Origin of the sequence: Clostridium intestinale DSM 6191, from assembly GCF_900130055.1 — a bacterium.
Taxonomy (GTDB): domain Bacteria; phylum Bacillota; class Clostridia; order Clostridiales; family Clostridiaceae; genus Clostridium_T; species Clostridium_T intestinale.
In genome coordinates, this window is the sequence record NZ_FQXU01000003.1 from 296,250 (window position 1) to 315,626 (window position 19,377).

At 29.0% G+C, this 19,377-nt stretch carries 17 protein-coding genes; 3 read left to right on the top strand and 14 right to left on the bottom strand.

Annotation, left to right across the window (positions count from 1 at the left end; translation table 11 throughout):
- Window positions 1-21 precede the first annotated feature (21 nt).
- The gene (locus BUA92_RS01625) at window positions 22-915 is read right to left on the bottom strand and encodes a coiled-coil domain-containing protein (protein WP_073016022.1); all 894 of its coding nucleotides are present in this window, start codon (window positions 913-915) and stop codon (window positions 22-24) included.
- A 243-nt stretch (window positions 916-1,158) separates the two neighbouring features.
- Here BUA92_RS01625 and BUA92_RS01630 point away from each other — a divergent pair, with 243 nt between their 5' ends.
- Complete coding sequence (locus BUA92_RS01630; RefSeq protein WP_073016025.1) at window positions 1,159-2,148, top strand: tyrosine recombinase XerC; 990 nt, start codon at window positions 1,159-1,161, stop codon at window positions 2,146-2,148.
- A gap of 181 nt (window positions 2,149-2,329) precedes the next feature.
- Here BUA92_RS01630 and BUA92_RS01635 read toward each other — a convergent pair whose 3' ends face one another.
- Window positions 2,330-2,722: a hypothetical protein gene (locus BUA92_RS01635; protein WP_073016028.1), complete on the bottom strand. Its 393-nt coding sequence runs from the start codon at window positions 2,720-2,722 to the stop codon at window positions 2,330-2,332.
- Between the two features lie 138 nt (window positions 2,723-2,860).
- Between BUA92_RS01635 and lexA the strand changes: the two genes are divergently transcribed.
- On the top strand, window positions 2,861-3,460 hold the full coding sequence (lexA, locus tag BUA92_RS01640; RefSeq protein ID WP_073016030.1) for a transcriptional repressor LexA: 600 nt from the start codon (window positions 2,861-2,863) through the stop codon (window positions 3,458-3,460).
- 45 nt (window positions 3,461-3,505) lie between these two features.
- Here the strand turns inward: lexA and BUA92_RS01645 are convergent, their stop codons facing one another.
- The 6 genes from BUA92_RS01645 to miaB form a co-directional block, all read right to left on the bottom strand.
- Entirely contained in the window at window positions 3,506-4,795 is a 1,290-nt protein-coding gene (locus BUA92_RS01645; protein ID WP_073016033.1) for a methionine gamma-lyase family protein, read from the bottom strand.
- 68 nt (window positions 4,796-4,863) lie between these two features.
- The gene (gene hfq / locus BUA92_RS01650) at window positions 4,864-5,097 is read right to left on the bottom strand and encodes an RNA chaperone Hfq (RefSeq protein WP_021802076.1); all 234 of its coding nucleotides are present in this window, start codon (window positions 5,095-5,097) and stop codon (window positions 4,864-4,866) included.
- 48 nt (window positions 5,098-5,145) lie between these two features.
- Window positions 5,146-6,090 (bottom strand): tRNA (adenosine(37)-N6)-dimethylallyltransferase MiaA, encoded by a 945-nt coding sequence (gene miaA, locus BUA92_RS01655; RefSeq protein WP_073016035.1) that lies wholly within the window; start codon window positions 6,088-6,090, stop codon window positions 5,146-5,148.
- A gap of 1 nt (window position 6,091) precedes the next feature.
- Window positions 6,092-7,960 (bottom strand): DNA mismatch repair endonuclease MutL, encoded by a 1,869-nt coding sequence (mutL, locus tag BUA92_RS01660; protein ID WP_073016037.1) that lies wholly within the window; start codon window positions 7,958-7,960, stop codon window positions 6,092-6,094.
- 17 nt (window positions 7,961-7,977) lie between these two features.
- Window positions 7,978-10,587 (bottom strand): DNA mismatch repair protein MutS, encoded by a 2,610-nt coding sequence (gene mutS, locus BUA92_RS01665; RefSeq protein WP_073016039.1) that lies wholly within the window; start codon window positions 10,585-10,587, stop codon window positions 7,978-7,980.
- Between the two features lie 45 nt (window positions 10,588-10,632).
- Window positions 10,633-12,012: a tRNA (N6-isopentenyl adenosine(37)-C2)-methylthiotransferase MiaB gene (gene miaB, locus BUA92_RS01670; RefSeq protein WP_073016041.1), complete on the bottom strand. Its 1,380-nt coding sequence runs from the start codon at window positions 12,010-12,012 to the stop codon at window positions 10,633-10,635.
- Between the two features lie 111 nt (window positions 12,013-12,123).
- Here miaB and BUA92_RS23115 point away from each other — a divergent pair, with 111 nt between their 5' ends.
- The gene (locus BUA92_RS23115; protein ID WP_175550819.1) at window positions 12,124-12,297 is read left to right on the top strand and encodes a hypothetical protein; all 174 of its coding nucleotides are present in this window, start codon (window positions 12,124-12,126) and stop codon (window positions 12,295-12,297) included.
- 33 nt (window positions 12,298-12,330) lie between these two features.
- Here BUA92_RS23115 and BUA92_RS01675 read toward each other — a convergent pair whose 3' ends face one another.
- The 6 genes from BUA92_RS01675 to BUA92_RS01700 form a co-directional block, all read right to left on the bottom strand.
- Window positions 12,331-13,164 carry a GNAT family N-acetyltransferase gene (locus BUA92_RS01675; RefSeq protein ID WP_073016043.1) on the bottom strand — a complete coding sequence of 278 codons (834 nt, stop codon included), beginning with the start codon at window positions 13,162-13,164 and terminating at the stop codon, window positions 12,331-12,333.
- Window positions 13,165-13,406: 242 nt separating this feature from the next.
- A complete protein-coding gene (locus BUA92_RS01680; protein WP_073016045.1) occupies window positions 13,407-14,399 on the bottom strand; it encodes a protein kinase family protein in 993 nt (330 codons plus the stop codon).
- Between the two features lie 103 nt (window positions 14,400-14,502).
- The gene (locus BUA92_RS01685; protein ID WP_073016048.1) at window positions 14,503-16,398 is read right to left on the bottom strand and encodes a bifunctional 4-hydroxy-3-methylbut-2-enyl diphosphate reductase/30S ribosomal protein S1; all 1,896 of its coding nucleotides are present in this window, start codon (window positions 16,396-16,398) and stop codon (window positions 14,503-14,505) included.
- Window positions 16,399-16,414: 16 nt separating this feature from the next.
- Window positions 16,415-17,071, bottom strand: coding sequence for a (d)CMP kinase (gene cmk, locus BUA92_RS01690; protein WP_073016050.1), 657 nt, complete (start codon window positions 17,069-17,071; stop codon window positions 16,415-16,417).
- A gap of 73 nt (window positions 17,072-17,144) precedes the next feature.
- Window positions 17,145-18,359 (bottom strand): BaiN/RdsA family NAD(P)/FAD-dependent oxidoreductase, encoded by a 1,215-nt coding sequence (locus BUA92_RS01695; protein WP_139259265.1) that lies wholly within the window; start codon window positions 18,357-18,359, stop codon window positions 17,145-17,147.
- Between the two features lie 105 nt (window positions 18,360-18,464).
- On the bottom strand, window positions 18,465-19,367 hold the full coding sequence (locus BUA92_RS01700; protein WP_021802066.1) for a MurR/RpiR family transcriptional regulator: 903 nt from the start codon (window positions 19,365-19,367) through the stop codon (window positions 18,465-18,467).
- Window positions 19,368-19,377 lie beyond the last annotated feature (10 nt).

Consider the following 19,377-nt stretch of genomic DNA (forward strand, 5'->3'; position numbering starts at 1 on the left):
ATGGAGTAGAGGAGAAGGCTGTTAATTAGTCTTCTCCTTATTTTTTTCTTTTAAGATTTTAATTTCTGATTTTAATTTCTCAATTTCATTATCTTTTTCGCTTAAAGAGAACTTTAATTCGGTGGAAATCTTTAAATCATAATACTTTTCTAAGCTTTCTTTAAGTTCATCAGCTGTAAGTTTTTTTTCTCTTTGAAATTCATCTTTCATTTTAGAAATTTCTTCTTTGTTAGTGGCCTTTATAGTAGTAATTTCGTCTTTGGATTGGGTTAAAGAGGATTGTAAAAACTCTAATTTGCTTTCTATAGAGTTTATATATAGATTCTTTTCTATGATAGTATTGTTTGATGAATTTATTTTTTCTTGAAGATCTTTACTTAAAATTTCATATTCTTTTGCTTTGATATTTTCTTTTTCTAGCTCTTTTATTTTAAAAGATAAAGATTCGTTATCTTTTGTTATTTTATTTATCAGAAATTTATTCTGAGCTTGCATTTCATCATAAACTTTTAATGAAGTCTCTTTTTTATTTAATGATTCTTTAAGTTCTGAAATTTGTTCTTGTAATTTTTCATTTTTATCTTTAAGATTTTTTATCTCTTTATTTAATGAAATTATTATATTGCTTTTTTCTTCAAGATCTTTATTAAACTCGGTTTTGAATCGTTCTTCTTCAGTTAAATTGATTTCTAAAGAAGTTAAATACAAATTTTGTATTCTAGAAATGTATTCTTCGAAAATTTCAATTTCTTTTTTTCTATCCTTAAAGATTTCCTTTGCTTCCTTTAGTTCAAATACATGTAATAAGTTTGCTAAACATTGTTCTTGTGTCATTCCATGTGTTTCAGCTATTTCTCTAAATGATTTTATAGTTTCTTCTGATAACCTAAATGTTGTCGCCTTTATTTCTCCCATAATACGCCTCCTGTAATACATATGAATACATTGTAATATATATGTATTACAAAAATCAAGTTTAATTAAAGAAATTGATTTGAAAATTCGATTAAACGTAAAAAATCACTATGATTTTAAGCTGAAAATATATTTCTATAAAGATAATGTCGCTAAATGCTTATTTAGCGACATATTTTAGTTGAAAAAAGAGCAAAAAAGGTATAAAATACTAATTATTAAGGTGACAAAGGAGAAAATTTAATGAAATATGATATAAATATAGCTTATGATGAGAATATTCCTGAATTACTAGCTGATTTTCTAAATTATCTAAGTACAATCAGAGGGAAATCCCCTAATACTATTGATGGCTACAGAATTGACATTATGATGTTTTTTAGGTTTATAGCAATATATAAAGGTAAAGCTCATAAGAATACTGAATTTAATGAGATTGATTTAAGTTTTATAGATGAGGCTTTTATAAATAGTATAAAACTTTCGGATTTGTATGCATTTGTTTCATTTGCAGAAAAACAACGAGAAAACGGAACTTATGCTAGGGCTAGGAAAGTGGCTGCTTTAAAGTCTTTTTTTAATTTTTTATCAGGAAAACAAGGAATAGTTAGAAATAATCCAGCTAAAGAGTTAGAATCTCCAAAACTTAATAAGCGCCACCCTGTTTATTTAACTTTGGATGAGTCTATTAAACTTTTAAACTCTATGGATAGAAGTTATAAATTTTATGCTAGAGATTATTGCATGATAACTATATTTTTAAATTGTGGAGTGCGTGTTTCAGAGCTTTGTGGTATAAATATATCTAAAATTAAGGGAGATATATTAACTATTATAGGAAAAGGTAATAAGGAGAGAACAGTTTATTTAAACGAAGCTTGCATTAAAGCTTTAGATTCTTATATGATAGAAAGAAAAAAAATAAAAAATATATCCGAAAACGACAATGATGCTCTCTTTATAAGTTCTAAGGGAACGAGAATAAATAAAAGAAGCGTCGAAAGAATAGTAAAGAAATATACGATAGAAGCCGGATTAACTGAGCAAAAATACACTCCTCATAAATTACGCCACACTGCTGCTACTCTCATGTATAAGCATGGAAATGTAGATATAAGAAGCCTTCAAAGCATTTTAGGTCATGATAGCATATCTACAACACAGATATATACTCATGTTGATGATGAGGTCTTAAGAGAAGCTGTAAAACAAAATCCTTTATCAAAGTTATAAACATCTGATTTGTAGAAGTTTTTTCTTTTTATAAACTATTAGTCTCAGTATTAATAAGAAACTTGTTTAAATGATTTATAAGCAGTTAACCAGTTAACCATTTAACCAGAAAACTGCTTAACTTCTTAAACAGTTTTCTGGTTAAATGAAAAATCAAATAAAAAAGGATAAAGAGACTTTTTTAAAATCTCTTTATCCTAATTAATCCTGGGTAAATCTCCTCTGAGTTTTCTTCTAATGCAATATCATCATCTAAAATATTTTGAACATCATCTATATATTCGATGTGATCCCATGCATCTTCGTACTCTTCTTCCTCAAAAAAGTTGGATTCATCAAAAACTTCTACACTATCTTCTTGATCATCTATTTCTTCTTCAAGGGTAAGGGATTCACTTGCTTTTATTGAAGTTTCTTCAGATACTTTAGCAATGTCTTCGATTTTAATTGCCCTGATGTCTACTCCCTCAGCTTCTAAACATTTTCCGCAATTATCACAAATTTTATTTGAATCATATATACAATTATCGTCATCTACAAATTTGGAATTATTAAAAACATTGGTCTTATCCATTATAAATCTCCTTTTATTTTATTACAAACAAGATTATATCAAATTAGCATAAACTAATCAAATTAACTTATGGGAACATAGGTTTGAATATTTGAAATACGTATGTTATAATAGGAATCAGTTAGAGAGGTGTTAATAATGACAAGGGATAAACAATCAGAAATATATAAATTTCTTAAAACTTATACTGAAAACAAAGGATACCCACCGTCTGTAAGAGAAATATGTGAGGCTGTAGATTTAAAGTCAACCTCAACTGTTCATGGTCATCTTAAGAGACTTGAGAAAAAGGGTTTTATTAAAAGGGATCCTACTAAGCCAAGAGCTTTAGAAATAGTTGAATTAAATGCAGCGAAAAGAGAAATGCTTAACATACCTATAGTTGGTAAGGTTACTGCGGGAACTCCTATATTAGCTACACAAAATATAGAGGATTCATTTCCTATACCTATTGAATATATAAAACATGATAGAGAATTATTTATGCTTAAGGTTTCTGGTGAAAGTATGATTGATGCTGGAATTAATGATGGTGATTTAGCTATTATTGAACAATGCACTACTGCTTTAAACGGAGAGATAATAGTTGCTTTAATAGAAAATGAAGCTACTATTAAGAGATTTTTTAAGGAAAAAGATCATATAAGACTTCAACCAGAAAATAAAACTATGGAGCCTATTATAGTTGATGACTGTGCTATATTAGGAAAACTTGTAGGATTATTTAGAGCATATTAAAAAACTGGCGTTAAGCCAGTTTTTTATATTATGCAAACTTATAGATTACTGTATATTTAATACCTTTGATAAAGCTATAAGTATACCTATTTTAGCGTGATCAAAGGTTAAACCACCTTGAAGGTATGCTATGTATGGTTCTCTAATTGGTGCATCAGCAGATAATTCTATACTTGATCCTTGAATAAAGGCACCAGCTGCCATTATAACTTGATCATTATATCCTGGCATATCCCATGGCTCACACTCTAAAAATGAATCTATAGGAGAGCCTTTTTGTATTCCCTTACAGAAAGCAATAAGCTTTTCTTTGTTTCCAAACTTTATAGCTTGAATTATATCACTTCTTTTGTCGTTAAACTTAGGAAGTACTTCAAATCCAGCAAGTTCGAATATTCTTGAACAGAAAATAGCTCCTTTTAGTGCTTCAATTGCTATATGTGGGGCTAAAAACAATCCTTGGTATAAGCTTCTCATTACGCCAAAAGTTGAACCACACTCCCCTCCTATTCCAGGAACAGTTAGTCTGTAGGCAGCTTGAGTAACATACTCTTCTCTACCTGCTATATACCCTCCTGTTGGAGCAATTCCACCACCTATATTTTTGATTAATGAACCTGCTATTAAATCTGCACCTACTTCTGTAGGCTCTTTAGTATCTATAAATTCTCCATAGCAGTTATCAACAAAAACAATTACTTCATTTTTTATGCTTTTAATAAAGTGTATAGCTTTTTCTAAGGCGTCTAAACTAAAAGAATTTCTCCAACCATAACCTGTACTTCTTTGTAAGTGTACTAATTTTATAGAAGAATCTTCTTTTAATATTTTTTCTATCTCATCGTAATTAAAATCCCCTGATTCAGTTAAATCAATTTGTTTATAATTTACTCCATATTCTTTTAAAGAACCTATCTTTTTGCCTTCATCAAGACCTATTATATTATGTAGTGTATCATATGGTGTTCCTGTTACGGCAAGCATAGTGTCATTTGGACGAAGATTACCGAACAAGGCTGTACCTATTGCATGAGTTCCATTTACAAAGTGTGGTCTTACTAGAGCACTTTCTGCCTTAAATATATGTGCATATACCTTATCTAGAGCATCTCTACCAATGTCTCCATAACCATAACCAGAAGAATTGGTAAAATGAGAGTCGCTTATTCTTTCTTCTTGAAGAGCTTTTAAGACTTTGATTTGGTTATACTCTCTTATCTCATCATAGATTTTAAATTGATCTTGAATATCCACTATTGTTTTATTATATAGATTTATAGTTTCTTCACCTATATTATATTGACTCTTTATATATTCTATTGTTAAATCTAACATTTATATCCTCCGTTTTTTAAATACTTCATCAAATAAAAGCTCTCTATGCACTGCATAGAGAGTATATATTATACATTCTCGTTATTAAATAAAATTATTTTTGCAGGGTTTATAGTTGAAATGGCATGCTTATATATCATCATCTGCTTTCCATCACAATCTAAAATTACAGTAAATGCATCAAAACCTTTAACGTATCCTTTTAATTGAAAGCCATTTGTAAGGTATACAATTACAGCTATTTTATTTTTTCTTGCGCCATTTAAGAAGATATCTTGCAAGTTATTATTTTGCTTATTCATATAAACTCATCCTCCATATTTCCATAAGAAATTAATTCTATTATACTCTTAAGATTGTATTATGTCACCAGTTATTTTGTTAACAATATCTATATCACCATCAAAAGTATCCTTGTCTATAAATATAGATCTAGGATCTTTTCTAAACCAAGTAAGCTGTCTTTTAGCATAGTTTCTACTTCCTTGCTTAATTGATTCTATAGCAAATTCAAAAGAGGTTTTGTCATTAAGGTAATCTAGAAGCTCTTTATATCCGATACCTTTCATTGACTGCATATCACTTGTTAATCCCATGTTTTTTAAAGTTTTAACTTCATCAAGAAGACCTTTTGAAATCATAAGATCTACTCTATAATTTATTCTTTCATAAAGATTAGCTCTATCCATATTCAAAACATAATAATGTAAATCATAATCACAGTTATATATACTTTCTCCTAGATTGTAAGATGAAAATGGTTTTCCTGTTAAATGATATACTTCTAAAGCGCGGATTACCCTCTTTACATTATTATAGTGAATCTGCTCGGAGGATACTTGATCTACTTCTTTAAGCATATTATGTATAAATTCATTTCCATGCTCTTCTGATAGCTTAAGTAGCTGTGCTCTATACTCATCATCTTTTTCACTTTCGGTAAAAGTCATATCACAAATTATAGAATTTATATATAATCCAGTACCACCAACTATTATAGGTAACTTTCCTCTAGAATAGATGTCTTCCATAATCTTTAGACACATATCTTTAAAATCCGAAACTGAAAATTCTTCTCTAGGATCAAGAAAGTCTATTAAATAGTGAGGAATATCATCCATTTCTTCTCTTGAAATTTTAGCTGAACCTATATCCATATGTTTATAGATTTGCATGGAATCAGCTGAAATTATCTCTCCATTTAATTCCTTTGCAAGTTTAACAGCTATATCACTTTTGCCAACTGCTGTAGGACCACCTATAACTACTAATTTTTTTTTGTTATTTTCATTCATTTTAGGTAACTCTCCTAAATCTTTTTTCTAGTTCATAGTTAGATATTTTAATTATTGTAGGTCTTCCATGAGGACAATGATAAGGATCTTTCATATATCTCATAAGATTTATAAGTTCTTTCATTTCTTCTAAGGTTAACTCATTATTAGCCTTTACAGCAGACTTACAAGATAAGGTTGCTATTTTATTATATTTTACTTCTAAGGTAGTGCCGCTTCCTAAGGCTTTAAGGTTATCTAGAATACTTAAAAATAGACCCTTAGGATCTAGTTTACCTAAAAAGTATGGGACCTCTTTTATAGCAATGGTATTTACACCAAAGGGTTCACAGGTAAATCCAGCATCCTCAAAAACTTTTAAATTATCTTCATAATAAACATAATCATCTAAAGTAAGCTGAATTACAGATGGAATTAATAGAGGTTGAATCTCTACTTCCTTATTCTTGATAGAATCATAATACTTTTCAAAGAGATACTTCTCATGAGCTGCATGTTGATCTACAATGTATAGATTTTCATTATATTCACATAGTATATAGGTTTTGTTATATTGACCTATAACCCTATACGGTGGCAGCTTAGGTTCAGGTATTGTACTGTCATAGTTGTTAGATTCTGTAGAGATAGGTGCAGAGTGAGTACTAATTTCATAGGATTCATTAATCTCTTTTATTTCTGGTTTTGCACTTTTAAGATCTACAGGTAATTCAACTGATTTTTGCTCTGAATAAGTTTCAGCAGAGTATTCAGGATATACGTGCTTAGTAACCTCTGGAACTATTTTAGGGGGAGTTTCACTGAAAGAAGAGGTATCTTCAAAATGTACATTTTCATATATTTCTTCTTTTGAAACTTCATCATCCATAAAAGAAGCTTTTACATTTTCTTTTAAAGCATTATGAACTGCATCAAAAACCACCTTGTATAAAATTCTCTCATCTTTAAATTTAATCTCTGCTTTGGTTGGATGTATATTTACGTCAATAAATTCAGGATAAGTTTCTATGTATACTACGAAAAATGGGAATTTATTAACTGTAGCAAAAGACTTAAAAGCATTTTCTATTGAGGCTGTGATGGTTTTATTTTTTATATATCTTCCATTAATAAAAATACTTTGATTATTCCTACTTCCTCTTGCAATCTCTTCTTTTCCAACGAAACCATGAACAGTTATTATATCTGTAGAGGCTTCAAAGGAAACTAAGTTTTCTAAGATGTTTTTGCCATAAATAGTTCTAAGAACATCTTCTTCTTTTTCACTTCCGAAAGTTTGAAAAGCCTTTTTCCCGTTCATAATCAAAGTAAAGGCTATGCTAGGATTAGCTATAGCAATCCTAGTTAATATATCATTAATTAAAGCACTTTCTCTTGATTGAGATTTCATAAATTTTTTTCTAGCGGGTACATTAAAGAATAAATCTCTAACCTCTATATAGGTTCCTTTATTTACTCCACGCTCTACAATATGATCTATACTTCCCCCAGTTAAAGATATTTCAACTCCAATATCCTCTGAGGAAGTTTTAGATTTTAGTATGGTTTTAGATATAGAGGCAATAGATGCTAATGCCTCTCCTCTAAAGCCCAAGGTCATTATATTGTATATATCCTCTACTTCTTTAATTTTAGAGGTTGCGTGAGGTAAGAAGGCTTTTGATATGTCTTCTTTGTGAATACCATCACCATCATCTATAACTTTTATAAGAGTTTCTCCGCCATTTTCTATTTCAACTATAATATTTTTGCTAGAAGCATCTATAGAGTTTTCTACTAATTCCTTAACTACAGAAAAAGGTCTTTCTACTACTTCACCAGCAGCTATTTTATTTGAAGTTTGTGAATCTAATATATTTATTCTTTTCAAAGGGAGAAACACCTCCTTTATTTTAGAAGCTCTTTAGCTTCTTTAATAATATTGTGTAGATTATTCATAGCATCCATTGGTGTCATATTTAATATATCAAGGGTAGCTAATTTGTTTAGCATCCCATCTTTAGCCAAGGACCCAAAATCCATCTGCATGGAAGTATCTACATTATTTTTAGTTTTAGCTTTAGGTTTTTCTTTAGTTTCTATTTTAGATTTTGATGTTTGATTTTTTTCTAAACCTTCAAGTATATCTTTAGCTCTTTCTATAACTTCAGTAGGCAACCCGGCTAATTTTGCAACCTCTATTCCATAAGATTGATCTGCTCCACCTGGAACTATTTTTCTAAGGAAGATAATAGTATCGTTTATTTCTTTAACAGAAACAGAGAAATTTTTAACCCCACTAATCTCAGCTTCTAGTTGAGTTAATTCATGATAGTGAGTTGCAAATAATGTTCTAGGTTTTAGTTTACCTTTACTTAAATATTCTATAACAGACCAGGCTATACTTAAACCATCATAAGTTGAGGTTCCACGTCCAACCTCATCTAAAAGGACTAGAGAGTTCGACGTTGCATTTTTTAATATATTTGAAACTTCCCACATTTCAACCATAAATGTTGATTTACCGCCAGCTAAATCATCTGAAGCACCTATTCTTGTAAATATTTTATCACATATTCCTATATCACCAGATGTTGCAGGGATGAAACACCCTATTTGAGCCATTAAAGTTATAAGAGCAACTTGCCTCATATATGTAGATTTACCAGCCATATTAGGACCTGTGATTATTAATAATTGATTATCTTTAATGTCAAGTTTGGTATCATTAGATACAAACTCTCCTCTATCAATTACCTTTTCAACTACAGGATGCCTACCTTCTGTAATAGTAGTTTTTCCTAAATTATTTAGCTTAGGTCTAACATAGTTATTTTCCATAGCTAGTTTTGAGAAGGTTGAAATTACATCTAGTTCAGATATAATTTTTGCTGTAAGTTTTAATCTATCCACGGCAGCTTCAACTTCATCACGAATTTCGCAGAAGACATTGTATTCTAAAGCGATAAGTTTTTCTTCTGCACCTAATATATCGTCTTCAATTTTCTTTAACTCATCTGTTATGAATCTTTCTGCATTTGCAAGGGTTTGCTTTCTTATATATCTACCTTCAGGTATATTTGAATAATTAGCCTTACTTATTTCAATATAATATCCAAAAACCTTATTATATCCAACCTTTAAGGATTTAATCCCTGTAAACTCTCTTTCTTGGTTTTCTAAAGCGGCAATCCACTCTTTACCTTTAAATTTAGCTTCTCTAAGCTTATCAATAGTTTCATTATAAGAGTCTTTTATTATGTTTCCTTCTTTTATAGATAAAGAAGGATCATCTAAAATAGAATTTTCTAGTAGATCTCTAATATCTGCTAATTCATCTAAGTCATTGTAATATGTACTAAATAAAGAACTATTGAACTTAGAGATTATATTTTTAATAGTTGGCACCTTAAATAAAGAGAGTTTTAAGCTAATTAAATCTTTAGCTGATACATTTTTATTAGATACCTTACCTATTATTCTCTCTATATCATATATGGCCTTTAGAGCTTCTCTAAGCTCTTCTAAATCTATTAAGGTATTACGAAGCTCATCTACAGCGTCTAGCCTACTATTAATCTTTTCTAAGGAAATTAGGGGTTCGTCTATCCATCTTCTTAAGGTTCTTGATCCCATAGAAGTTTTAGTTTTATCTAATACCCAAAGTAGAGAATCCTTTTTATTTTTATCTTTAATATTTTCAGTTAACTCTAGGTTTCTTCTTGAAGAGGCATCTATAGTCATAAAGTCTTCTATATTATAGAAGTTTATAGTATTAATATTAGACAAAGACATTTTTTGAGTATCTATAATATATTTTATTAATGAATTAATTGAAGATTTTTTTTCATCCTGAACTAAGTTAAACTCTATATCTTTGAATTGATCATAAAGATAGCTATAGTCATTCTCAAAATACATATTGTCTCTAAAAGAGATAAGTCCATTATATATTAAAGCAAATTGAGCAGTATGATCTCTAAAATCATCATTTAATATCACTTCAGATGGTTTATATTTAGATATTTCATCTCCAATTAAAGAAATATCATATGTAAAACTAGTACAGTAGAAGTCCCCAGTTGAAATATCTGTTGAAGATATAGCGCATAAGTTTTCTTTAGATTTATATATAGACATAATAAAGTTATTTTTACTATCATCAATAAAAGCTGTATCTGTAAATGTTCCTGGGGTTATTACCTTTATTACATCTCTTTTGACTATTCCTTTAGCTAATGCTGGATCTTCTACCTGCTCCCCTATAGCTACCTTGTAGCCTTTAGAAATAAGTCTTCCAATATAAGAGTTAGCAGCATGGTAAGGTATACCACACATAGGTGCCCTATTCTCTAAACCGCAGTCTCTTCCTGTTAGAACAAGTTCTAATTCTTTTGAAGCTACTTCAGCATCTTCAAAAAACATTTCATAAAAATCGCCTAATCTAAAAAATAAGATACAATCTTTATACTTTTCTTTTATTTCAAAGTATTGTTGCATCATTGGAGTTAAAGCCATAATTACCCTCCTAAATTAGTTTAAAAGCTCTTGAAATAAGAGCTTTTATTTACATTCCTCGCCAGTTAATGAGAATGAACCAGCTTTAGTTATATTTACATTAATTAATTTTCCTATAGAATCTTTTGAACCTTCAAAGTTAACAAGTCTACCGTTTCTAGTTCTTCCAGTAAGTCTTGATTCTTGGTTTTTACTTGTTCCTTCTACAAAAACTTCAACAGTTTTATTTTCGTATGTTTTATTTTTTCTCTCTACTATTTCATTTAAGGTCTTAACTAATCTATTAAATCTTTCATGCTTGATTTCCTCTGGAATTTGATTTTCCATTCTATCAGCAGGAGTATGATTTCTTCTTGAATATATAAATGTAAAGGCAGAATCGTATTCTACTTCTTTAACTAACTCTAGAGTATCTTCAAAGTCTTCATCAGTTTCACCAGGGAATCCAACTATGATATCTGTAGTTATAGAAACTTCCGGAATTTCTGCTTTTATCTTTTTAGCTAACTCGATGTATTGTTCTCTAGTGTAATGTCTGTTCATAGATTTCAGTATTGCTGATGATCCACTTTGAACTGGTAGATGTACTTGTTCACATACCTTATCACATTCTTTTATAGCTAAAATAACATCATCAGTTAAATCCTTAGGATGAGAACTCATAAATCTTATTCTTTCAAGTCCTTTAACTTCATTTAAAGTTCTAAGTAGTTTTGCGAAAGACATTCCATCATTTAAATCCTTACCATAAGAATTAACATTTTGGCCTAGTACAGTTATCTCTTTATATCCTTGAGAGATTAATTCTTCTACTTCTTTTACTATATCTTCTGGTTTTCTACTTCTTTCACGCCCTCTTACATAAGGAACTACACAATAAGTACAGAAGTTATTACAACCATACATTATAGTAACAAATGCTTTAAGATCACTTTTTCTATCTATAGGGAGACCCTCTACTATTCCATCCTCTTTATTTATAATTTCCTTTACTTGAACGCCATCTTTTTGAACTCTATCTAGGTATTCAGGGAACTTATAAGAGTTGTGTGTACCAAAAATTATGTCTACAAAAGGGAAAGTTTTAAGAACTTTATCAGCCATTCCTTTTTGCTGCATCATACATCCACAAATAGCTATAATTAGATTTGGTCTTTCTTCTTTTAGTTTCTTTAATTGACCTAAATTTCCGAAAACCTTATTTTCTGCATTTTCTCTAACACAACATGTGTTGAATATAATGATATCGGCATCTTCTTTAACTTCAGTATTTGAATAACCTATTCTTTTAAGCATTCCTGATATTTTTTCTGAATCTTCTTCATTCATTTGACATCCATAAGTGGAAATATGAAAGGTTTGAGTTAAATTAGTTGATAAATTTTCTTCACCTTGTATCTTATCAATATATATTGAATTAGTCATGTATTGTTTCCTCCAATAGTATTTTATCAAATATAAATTATAACATAAAAATAAAAAATTTAGTAATAAAAATTATAAATTTGAGAAAACTAAAAAAAAGGAGGGATTTAAATGTATGATTTAAAATCACTAGACAATAATGATGAATACATGAATCCTAATAACGGACATCTACGTAATAAAGATATGAACTTCATTGCAGATAGAAGTTACTACAATGATAAACTTACCCCTTCATTGATGTATACAAAAAGTTCTTATGTACCAACAGAAGGATTATTTTAAAACCTAGAGATTTCTCTAGGTTTTAAAATAATCCTATTTGTTCCAAGTCAATATATGTTCTTTAAAATAAAAACCTACAGAGTTATAAAGGTTCATGGCCTTTACATTATTAGGAGAAACACGTATAGAAAGTTCTTTAATGTTTTTTCTTTTAGCAAGAGATATAATGTAATTAAGAAAATGTCTGCCTAAGCCCTGTCCTCTATACTCAGGCAAGATGCCAAAGTTTACAACAGTATAAGTATTATTTTTTATTATTTGTCCATAGCCGATAGCCTTATCTTTAAAATACATGATAATAGCTAAATCGTTAATATAATATTCTTGCTTCATATCAAATAGTATATCTGTAGTCTCTAAAGGAACTCTACTATCTTCATCAAAGATAATGTTTTGCAATGTAACTCTAGCATTTATATCATCTTTAGTTTTAACATATCTAAAACTAATATCTTCGATATCATTAAAAGAAAAGTCTTCAATAGTTTTTTCAAGAATATAGCTCTCAGAATAAATGTTAAAATCCAATGATTTAAGTAAAGAAATACTATCCTCATTAGCAATACTTTCATAACTATAAGAATGATTTTTAGTGAAAAATGATATAGGAAGTTCAGAAAAACTAGGCGGAAAATATAAGCTTTTTATATTAAATACATTATTGCTTAAATGTTCATACCATATATATCCTACTGAATCATTTAAAATATATATATCAAAAGAAGACTTTAATAAAAATTTCATCACAAAAGATTTAGAATCATATTCAGATAAAAAATCTTCATTTAAAGGATTAACTTTAATAGCTTCTTTAATAGCCTTTTCAACTAATGGTCTATTATTCTTATTTAGTCTTTCAGTCTTCATCTTAAATCACCACCTATATTGTGTACACATATAATCTGTAGGAGCGTTTCTAAGCTCCATTAGATTCATTATTAACTATCACCGCTAACCTGTAGAAGCTCGAAGAGCTTCATCAAATCCTTTTAACCCTAACCTGTAGGAGCTTCTTCCCAAGCCCCATCATTAATTTTACTCTATATTAATAAACATATAAATAGCTCTTTAGAATAATTTAACATTTACATATGGAAATCCACTTTAATCTATATATCGGTAGCTTCTACATAAAATTTAAACCATGTATTTACATTTTCACTCTGTGATAATATATTATTTAGCGCTAACTTATATTCTGAAATATTTTTATGAGAGTGTTTTTTATAAATATCCCTGCAAATATCATAAAACTTATAGGGGAATGCAGTAAAGCCTAAAATCAAATAAATATCCTCAAGAGAAAAATTATAATTTTTCTTATAAATCTCTATTAAGTCATTAAAAGTTTGGTAATCCCAGTTTACTGATGGTTGATTTAAAATGCTGTTTAAAAGAGATCCTATATCCATATGATAATAACTATATTTAATCCTATTTATGTTCTTTAATTTAATTTTATTATCTGATTTAGTAAAATCATCTATTGTGATTCCACTTGCAGAAAACTTATATCGATGAGGAGTTTTATTTTTAATGGTAGATAGGTTACTAAAAATCTTTTTGCAGTTAGTAAGTACTTCATCGTAATTTACTAGAATATCTAAAACCTGATTATCAAAGTAAGATTTAATTATGTTATTAGATATAGTATTTTTTAAATTAAGCATGTAGTCTATTCTTTTCAAATACCTTTTTATATATTTAGTATATTCCCTTTTAAAATTATATTTCTCAGGATGTAATTCTATGGTACATCTATGGAATTTATTTAGTAACAATATTGAATTTTTAAAAAAATCTATGTTATAAACGAAATCAGTATCTTCTCTAAAATATGATGTAAGAAAATATGAAGTATCTCTAGCTTTAATATACTTGTTCCCGTTATTAGTTTTAATGATTTTACCTATTTTTCTAAAACCATTGTTATATAAATCTTCGTAAAATTGTAGAAAGTCTTTTAACTGTGTTTTTTTGCTTCTATATGTATGAAGCATAAACATTTCGCTTTTGCAGTCAACTATATAGTCATTATCTTTAAAGCTTATACTATATCCTTCTATATTATAATTAGACAATATTTTTGAATAATCTTCCACTAATATTACCTCCTATTGCTTCCCTTATTTAAGTATATTCTATTAGTTTGAAGATAATAACAAAGAGTTCTTTCTAAAAACTTAGAAAGAACTCTTTTAAGACTTACTCTAAAACTTTTGAACTTAATCCAATTTTCCTTTTCTCTTTATCAACATTGATTATTTTTGCTTTTACTACATCCCCAACTTTAAGTACTTCTGATGGGTGATTTATTTTCTTTCTAGATATTTGAGAGATGTGTAATAATCCATCTACCCCTTTTTCTAATTCTACAAAAGCACCAAAATCGGATAGTCTCACTACTTTACCTATTACTATGGTATCTTCTGGATATTTTTCTTCTATATTAGTCCATGGATCTTCAATTAAATCTTTTATGCTTAAAGTTAACTTATTTTCATCTCTATTTGATGCAACTATTTTTGCTTCTATCTCTTGACCTATTTTTAAAACCTCTGAAGCTTTTGATATTTTTCCATAGCTCATTAATGAAAGTGGTATAAGTCCATCTACACCATGTACATTAACAAAAGCACCAAAGTCTGCAAATCTTAAAACCTTAACTTTAACAACATCTCCATCAGTAATAGCACTCCAAGCTGCATCCTCAACTACCTTCTTTTCAGCTTCTTCGATAACTCTACTAGAAGCTATTACATTTCCCTCTTCAATATTAAGAATTTTAACTTTTAAAGTTTTATTTAAATATGATTCTAAATTCTTAACAAAAGCCACTGATATTTGTGATTGAGGTATAAAGATTCTTATTCCTTTATAGTATGAAACTAATCCACCTTTTGCAGAATTCGATACTGTTATATCAAGAGTAGCTTCATCTTCTTTAGCTTTTGCTAATTCTTCTAATGCTATTTCTCTTTGAAGCTCCTTACTAGATAGTAATACATAACCTTCAAAATTATAACTTAAAACCTTAGCTTTTATGCTTTGACCAACAACTACCAATTCACTAAAGTTATCAACCTTGTCAAAAGAAAATTCTGATTTAGGGATTTTTCCATCTAATTTATAACCAGGAATTGCTACATAAGCAGCGTCGTGATCTACTTTTAAAACCTCTACCTCAATAACCTCACCTATAGTAAGTTTTCTATCCATAGAATTCATTAGATCTAATTGATTTTCTTGTACTAAATTTTCATTTTCCATAATTTCAACTACCTCCTTAATTACCCAATCAGGAGTTGAGGCTCCTGCAGTAATTCCTATTAAATTTATACTTTTATTATTTATTAATTCAAATGGAATATCTGAAGCGTTCTCAATATGATAGGTCTTGGAACAGTTAGATTTACATATTTCAAATAATTTTGTGGTATTTGAACTATTTTTACCTCCAATAACTATCATCACTTGAACTTCTTTTGATATTTCCATTGCACTTTTTTGTCTAACTTCTGTAGCAGAACATATAGTATTGAAAGCTAAAACATCTTTAGAATGTTCTGAAACATAGGATAGTGTTTTTTCCCAAGTTTCTTGTTTTTCTGTGGTTTGAGATAATAAACACACTTTATCAGGTAAAGGTTCTATGATATTACCATCTTTAGTAACTAAGGCATTATCATCAGCCCATCCATTTATTCCTATAACTTCAGGATGATTTTTGTCACCCATTATAATGACCTTATAACCCTCTTTATTATATTTATCAGCTTTTTTTTGTATGTTAGTTACGTAAGGACAAGTTGCATTAACAGTAGTAACTCCATGAGTTTCAAGTTCTTCAATTACTTTCTTAGAAACTCCGTGAGATCTTATTAATACAACATCATCGGAAGTTAAATTTTTAATATCATCCATACTGATTGCATAGATATTATTATCTTCTAACATCGATACCACGTCATTATTATGTATTAAAGGTCCTAGGGTATAAATTTTTTTATTATATTTTTCTTTGTTTTTAATAGCTTCATCAACAGCTCTTTTAACTCCAAAGCAGAATCCTGCATTTTGAGCTAGTAATATTCTTCTCATTTTATCACCTTTATATTTATTTTACACTACCATTAATATAATTAGAAATTTTATTAACAACGCCATCTATATCTAATCCAGTAGTGTCAATTTCTATAGCATCATGGGCTTTAATTAGAGGATCAACTTCTCTATTAGAATCTATGTAATCTCTTTTTATTATATCACTTAAAATATCATCATACTTAACATCTAAACCATTATTTTTTAATTCCTCATAACGTCTATTAGCTCTTTCTTCAGGAGAAGCAGTTAAAAAGAATTTGAATTTTGCATCTTTTAAAACCACAGTGCCTATGTCTCTACCATCCATTATAACGTTATACTGTTTACCCATTTCTCTTTGAAGTTTAACTAGATTTCTTCTAACTTCAGGAATCTGAGCATAATTTGAAACATTATTACTTATAACAGGTGTAGTTAATAGTGATTGAATATTTTCACCGTTTAGGATTAAATTATCGTTTTCAAAATGCATTTCCATACTTTCCATTAAGGACATGAGTTTAGATATGTTATCAACAGATATATCTTGATTCATAGCTACAAGGGTTACAGCTCTATACATTGCTCCAGTATTTATATACATTAAATTATATCTTTTAGCTATGATTTTGGCTATGGTACTTTTTCCTGCTCCTGCTGGACCATCAATTGCAACTGAAATATTCAAAGTAATTCTCCTTTTCAATATTAGTATTCTAAGATATTATATCATAATAATGACAAAAATAAATTAATTTATTCTATATGGAATTTCCAGCTAAATAGCCTGTTGATAATGCAATTTGAACGTTATAACCTCCGGTAAAAGCATCTACGTCTACAACTTCTCCAGCAAAGGATAGGTTTTGAATTAATTTAGATTTCATTGTAGAGGGGTCTATTTCTTTAGTATCAACTCCACCAGCAGTAACTATTGCTTCTTCAATAGGTCGTAGTCCTTTTACCTTCATTTTTAAACTCTGTAGTAAAGAAACTAAGGTTTTTCTTTCCTCTTTAGTTATAGAATTAACCTTTTTATCTTCATCGATTTTGGATAACTTTATAATTACTGGAATTAACTTTTTAGGTAATAGGTCATCTAGAGAATTTTTAAAATCTTTATTAAGATATTTTTGAAAATCTTTTTGTAGTCTCTTATCTAGCTCCACTTCTGTTAAAGCTGGTTTAAGATTAATTGAGACCTCCATAGATTTTGACATATCTACATAACGAGATGCACTTAAAACTAATGGTCCAGATATTCCAAAGTGGGTAAATAGCATTTCGCCTTGATCCTTAAATACAGTTTTATTATCTTTTAGAACTTTTAATTCTACATTTTTTAAGCTTAATCCCATTAATTCTTTAACCCAAGCATCTATAGTTTCGATAGGAACAAGGGAAGGTTTGGGTTCTATAATGTTGTGCCCTAATTTTCTAGATAAAGAAAGACCTTTTCCAGTTGAACCTGTTAAAGGATAAGAAAGTCCCCCAGTACAGAAAATGAAATGATCTCCGGATATTTTTTGATTATTATCTAAAATAATAGAATCAATCATATTGTTAGAAAAGTTTATATCCTTAACCTTACTAGATAATAAAATATTAACATTTGCTTCTCTTAGAGCCGACTCTAATCCTTTAATAATATCAGAACTTTTATCTGATAGTGGAAACACTCTATCCCCTCTCTCAGTTTTTAATTTGATATTTTTGCTTTCAAAGAAATTAATGACATCTTCATTTGTATAACCATATAAAGCACTATAAAGAAAGTATGGATTTCCAGGTATGTAATTAAAAAATTCTGAAATATCCTTTTTATTTGTAACATTACATCTTCCTTTACCTGTTATAAAAAGCTTTTTGCCTAATCTATCATTTCCTTCAACTAATGTAACCTTGTGATGCTTTCCTGCAGAAATAGCTGCCATCATACCAGCTGGACCAGCACCGATTACTACTACATTTTTCAAAATAATCACCTCTATAAATAAAATCATGTTAATAATAAATGTTAAAATGTTATATTGTCAATAAATAATAAAATCAGCTTCACATAAATAAAGCTGATTTAAGTGCTACTCTTCTAAAATCTTTCCTCTATTGTAGGAATACACATTGTAGTCTTTCCATATTTCTTCTAAATCGTTAAAAGTATTTGTGATTTTATCTTTTTCTCTCATACCTACAGCTATAATAAGTGCATTTATAACAGATAAAGGCGCTACTAATGAATCTACGAAACTAGCCATATTACTTTGAGAAATTAAAGTTAAATCTGATTGCGTAGCTAAAGGAGATAGCAGTGAGTCTGTAATAGCTACAACCTTAGCTTTTCTTGAGTGAGCAAAAGATAAAGCGTCTATAGTTTTAGCTGCATATCTTGGGAATCCAATTCCTATAACTAAATCACCCTCACCAACATTAATCATCTGTTCAAATATATCTGAAATTCCATAACCTACAACTTTAACATTGTCTAAAATTACATTTAAGTAGAATCCTAAAAATTCAGCTAAGGCAGTTGAACTTCTTAAACCTATTATGTAAATTCTTTTTGCCATAAAAATAGATCTAACAACATCTTCAAAGGTTTTGTGATTTATTTTTTCTAAGGTAGCTCTTATGTTTTCTATGTCTGCCTTTAGAACACCTTTTAAAGCGTTTTCTTCAGAAATATAGTCATTTGATAGCTCTAATCTCTGAACTGTAGTTAATTTATTTTTAATTAGTTCTTGTAATTCTTTTTGAAGCTTTGGGTATCCTGAAAATCCAAGTTCGTTTGCAAATCTAACCACTGTAGATTCGGAAACACCAACAGAAGTTCCAAGTCTTGCTGCTGTCATAAAGGCTGCTTTATCATAATATTTTAGAATATATTCAGCAATTAACTTTTGTCCTTTGCTCATTCTAGAAAATTTTATTTGAATGATTCTCATCAAATCTTGATTTTCTTCATTAGGTTTTTGAAAATAATCCATATTGTTTTAC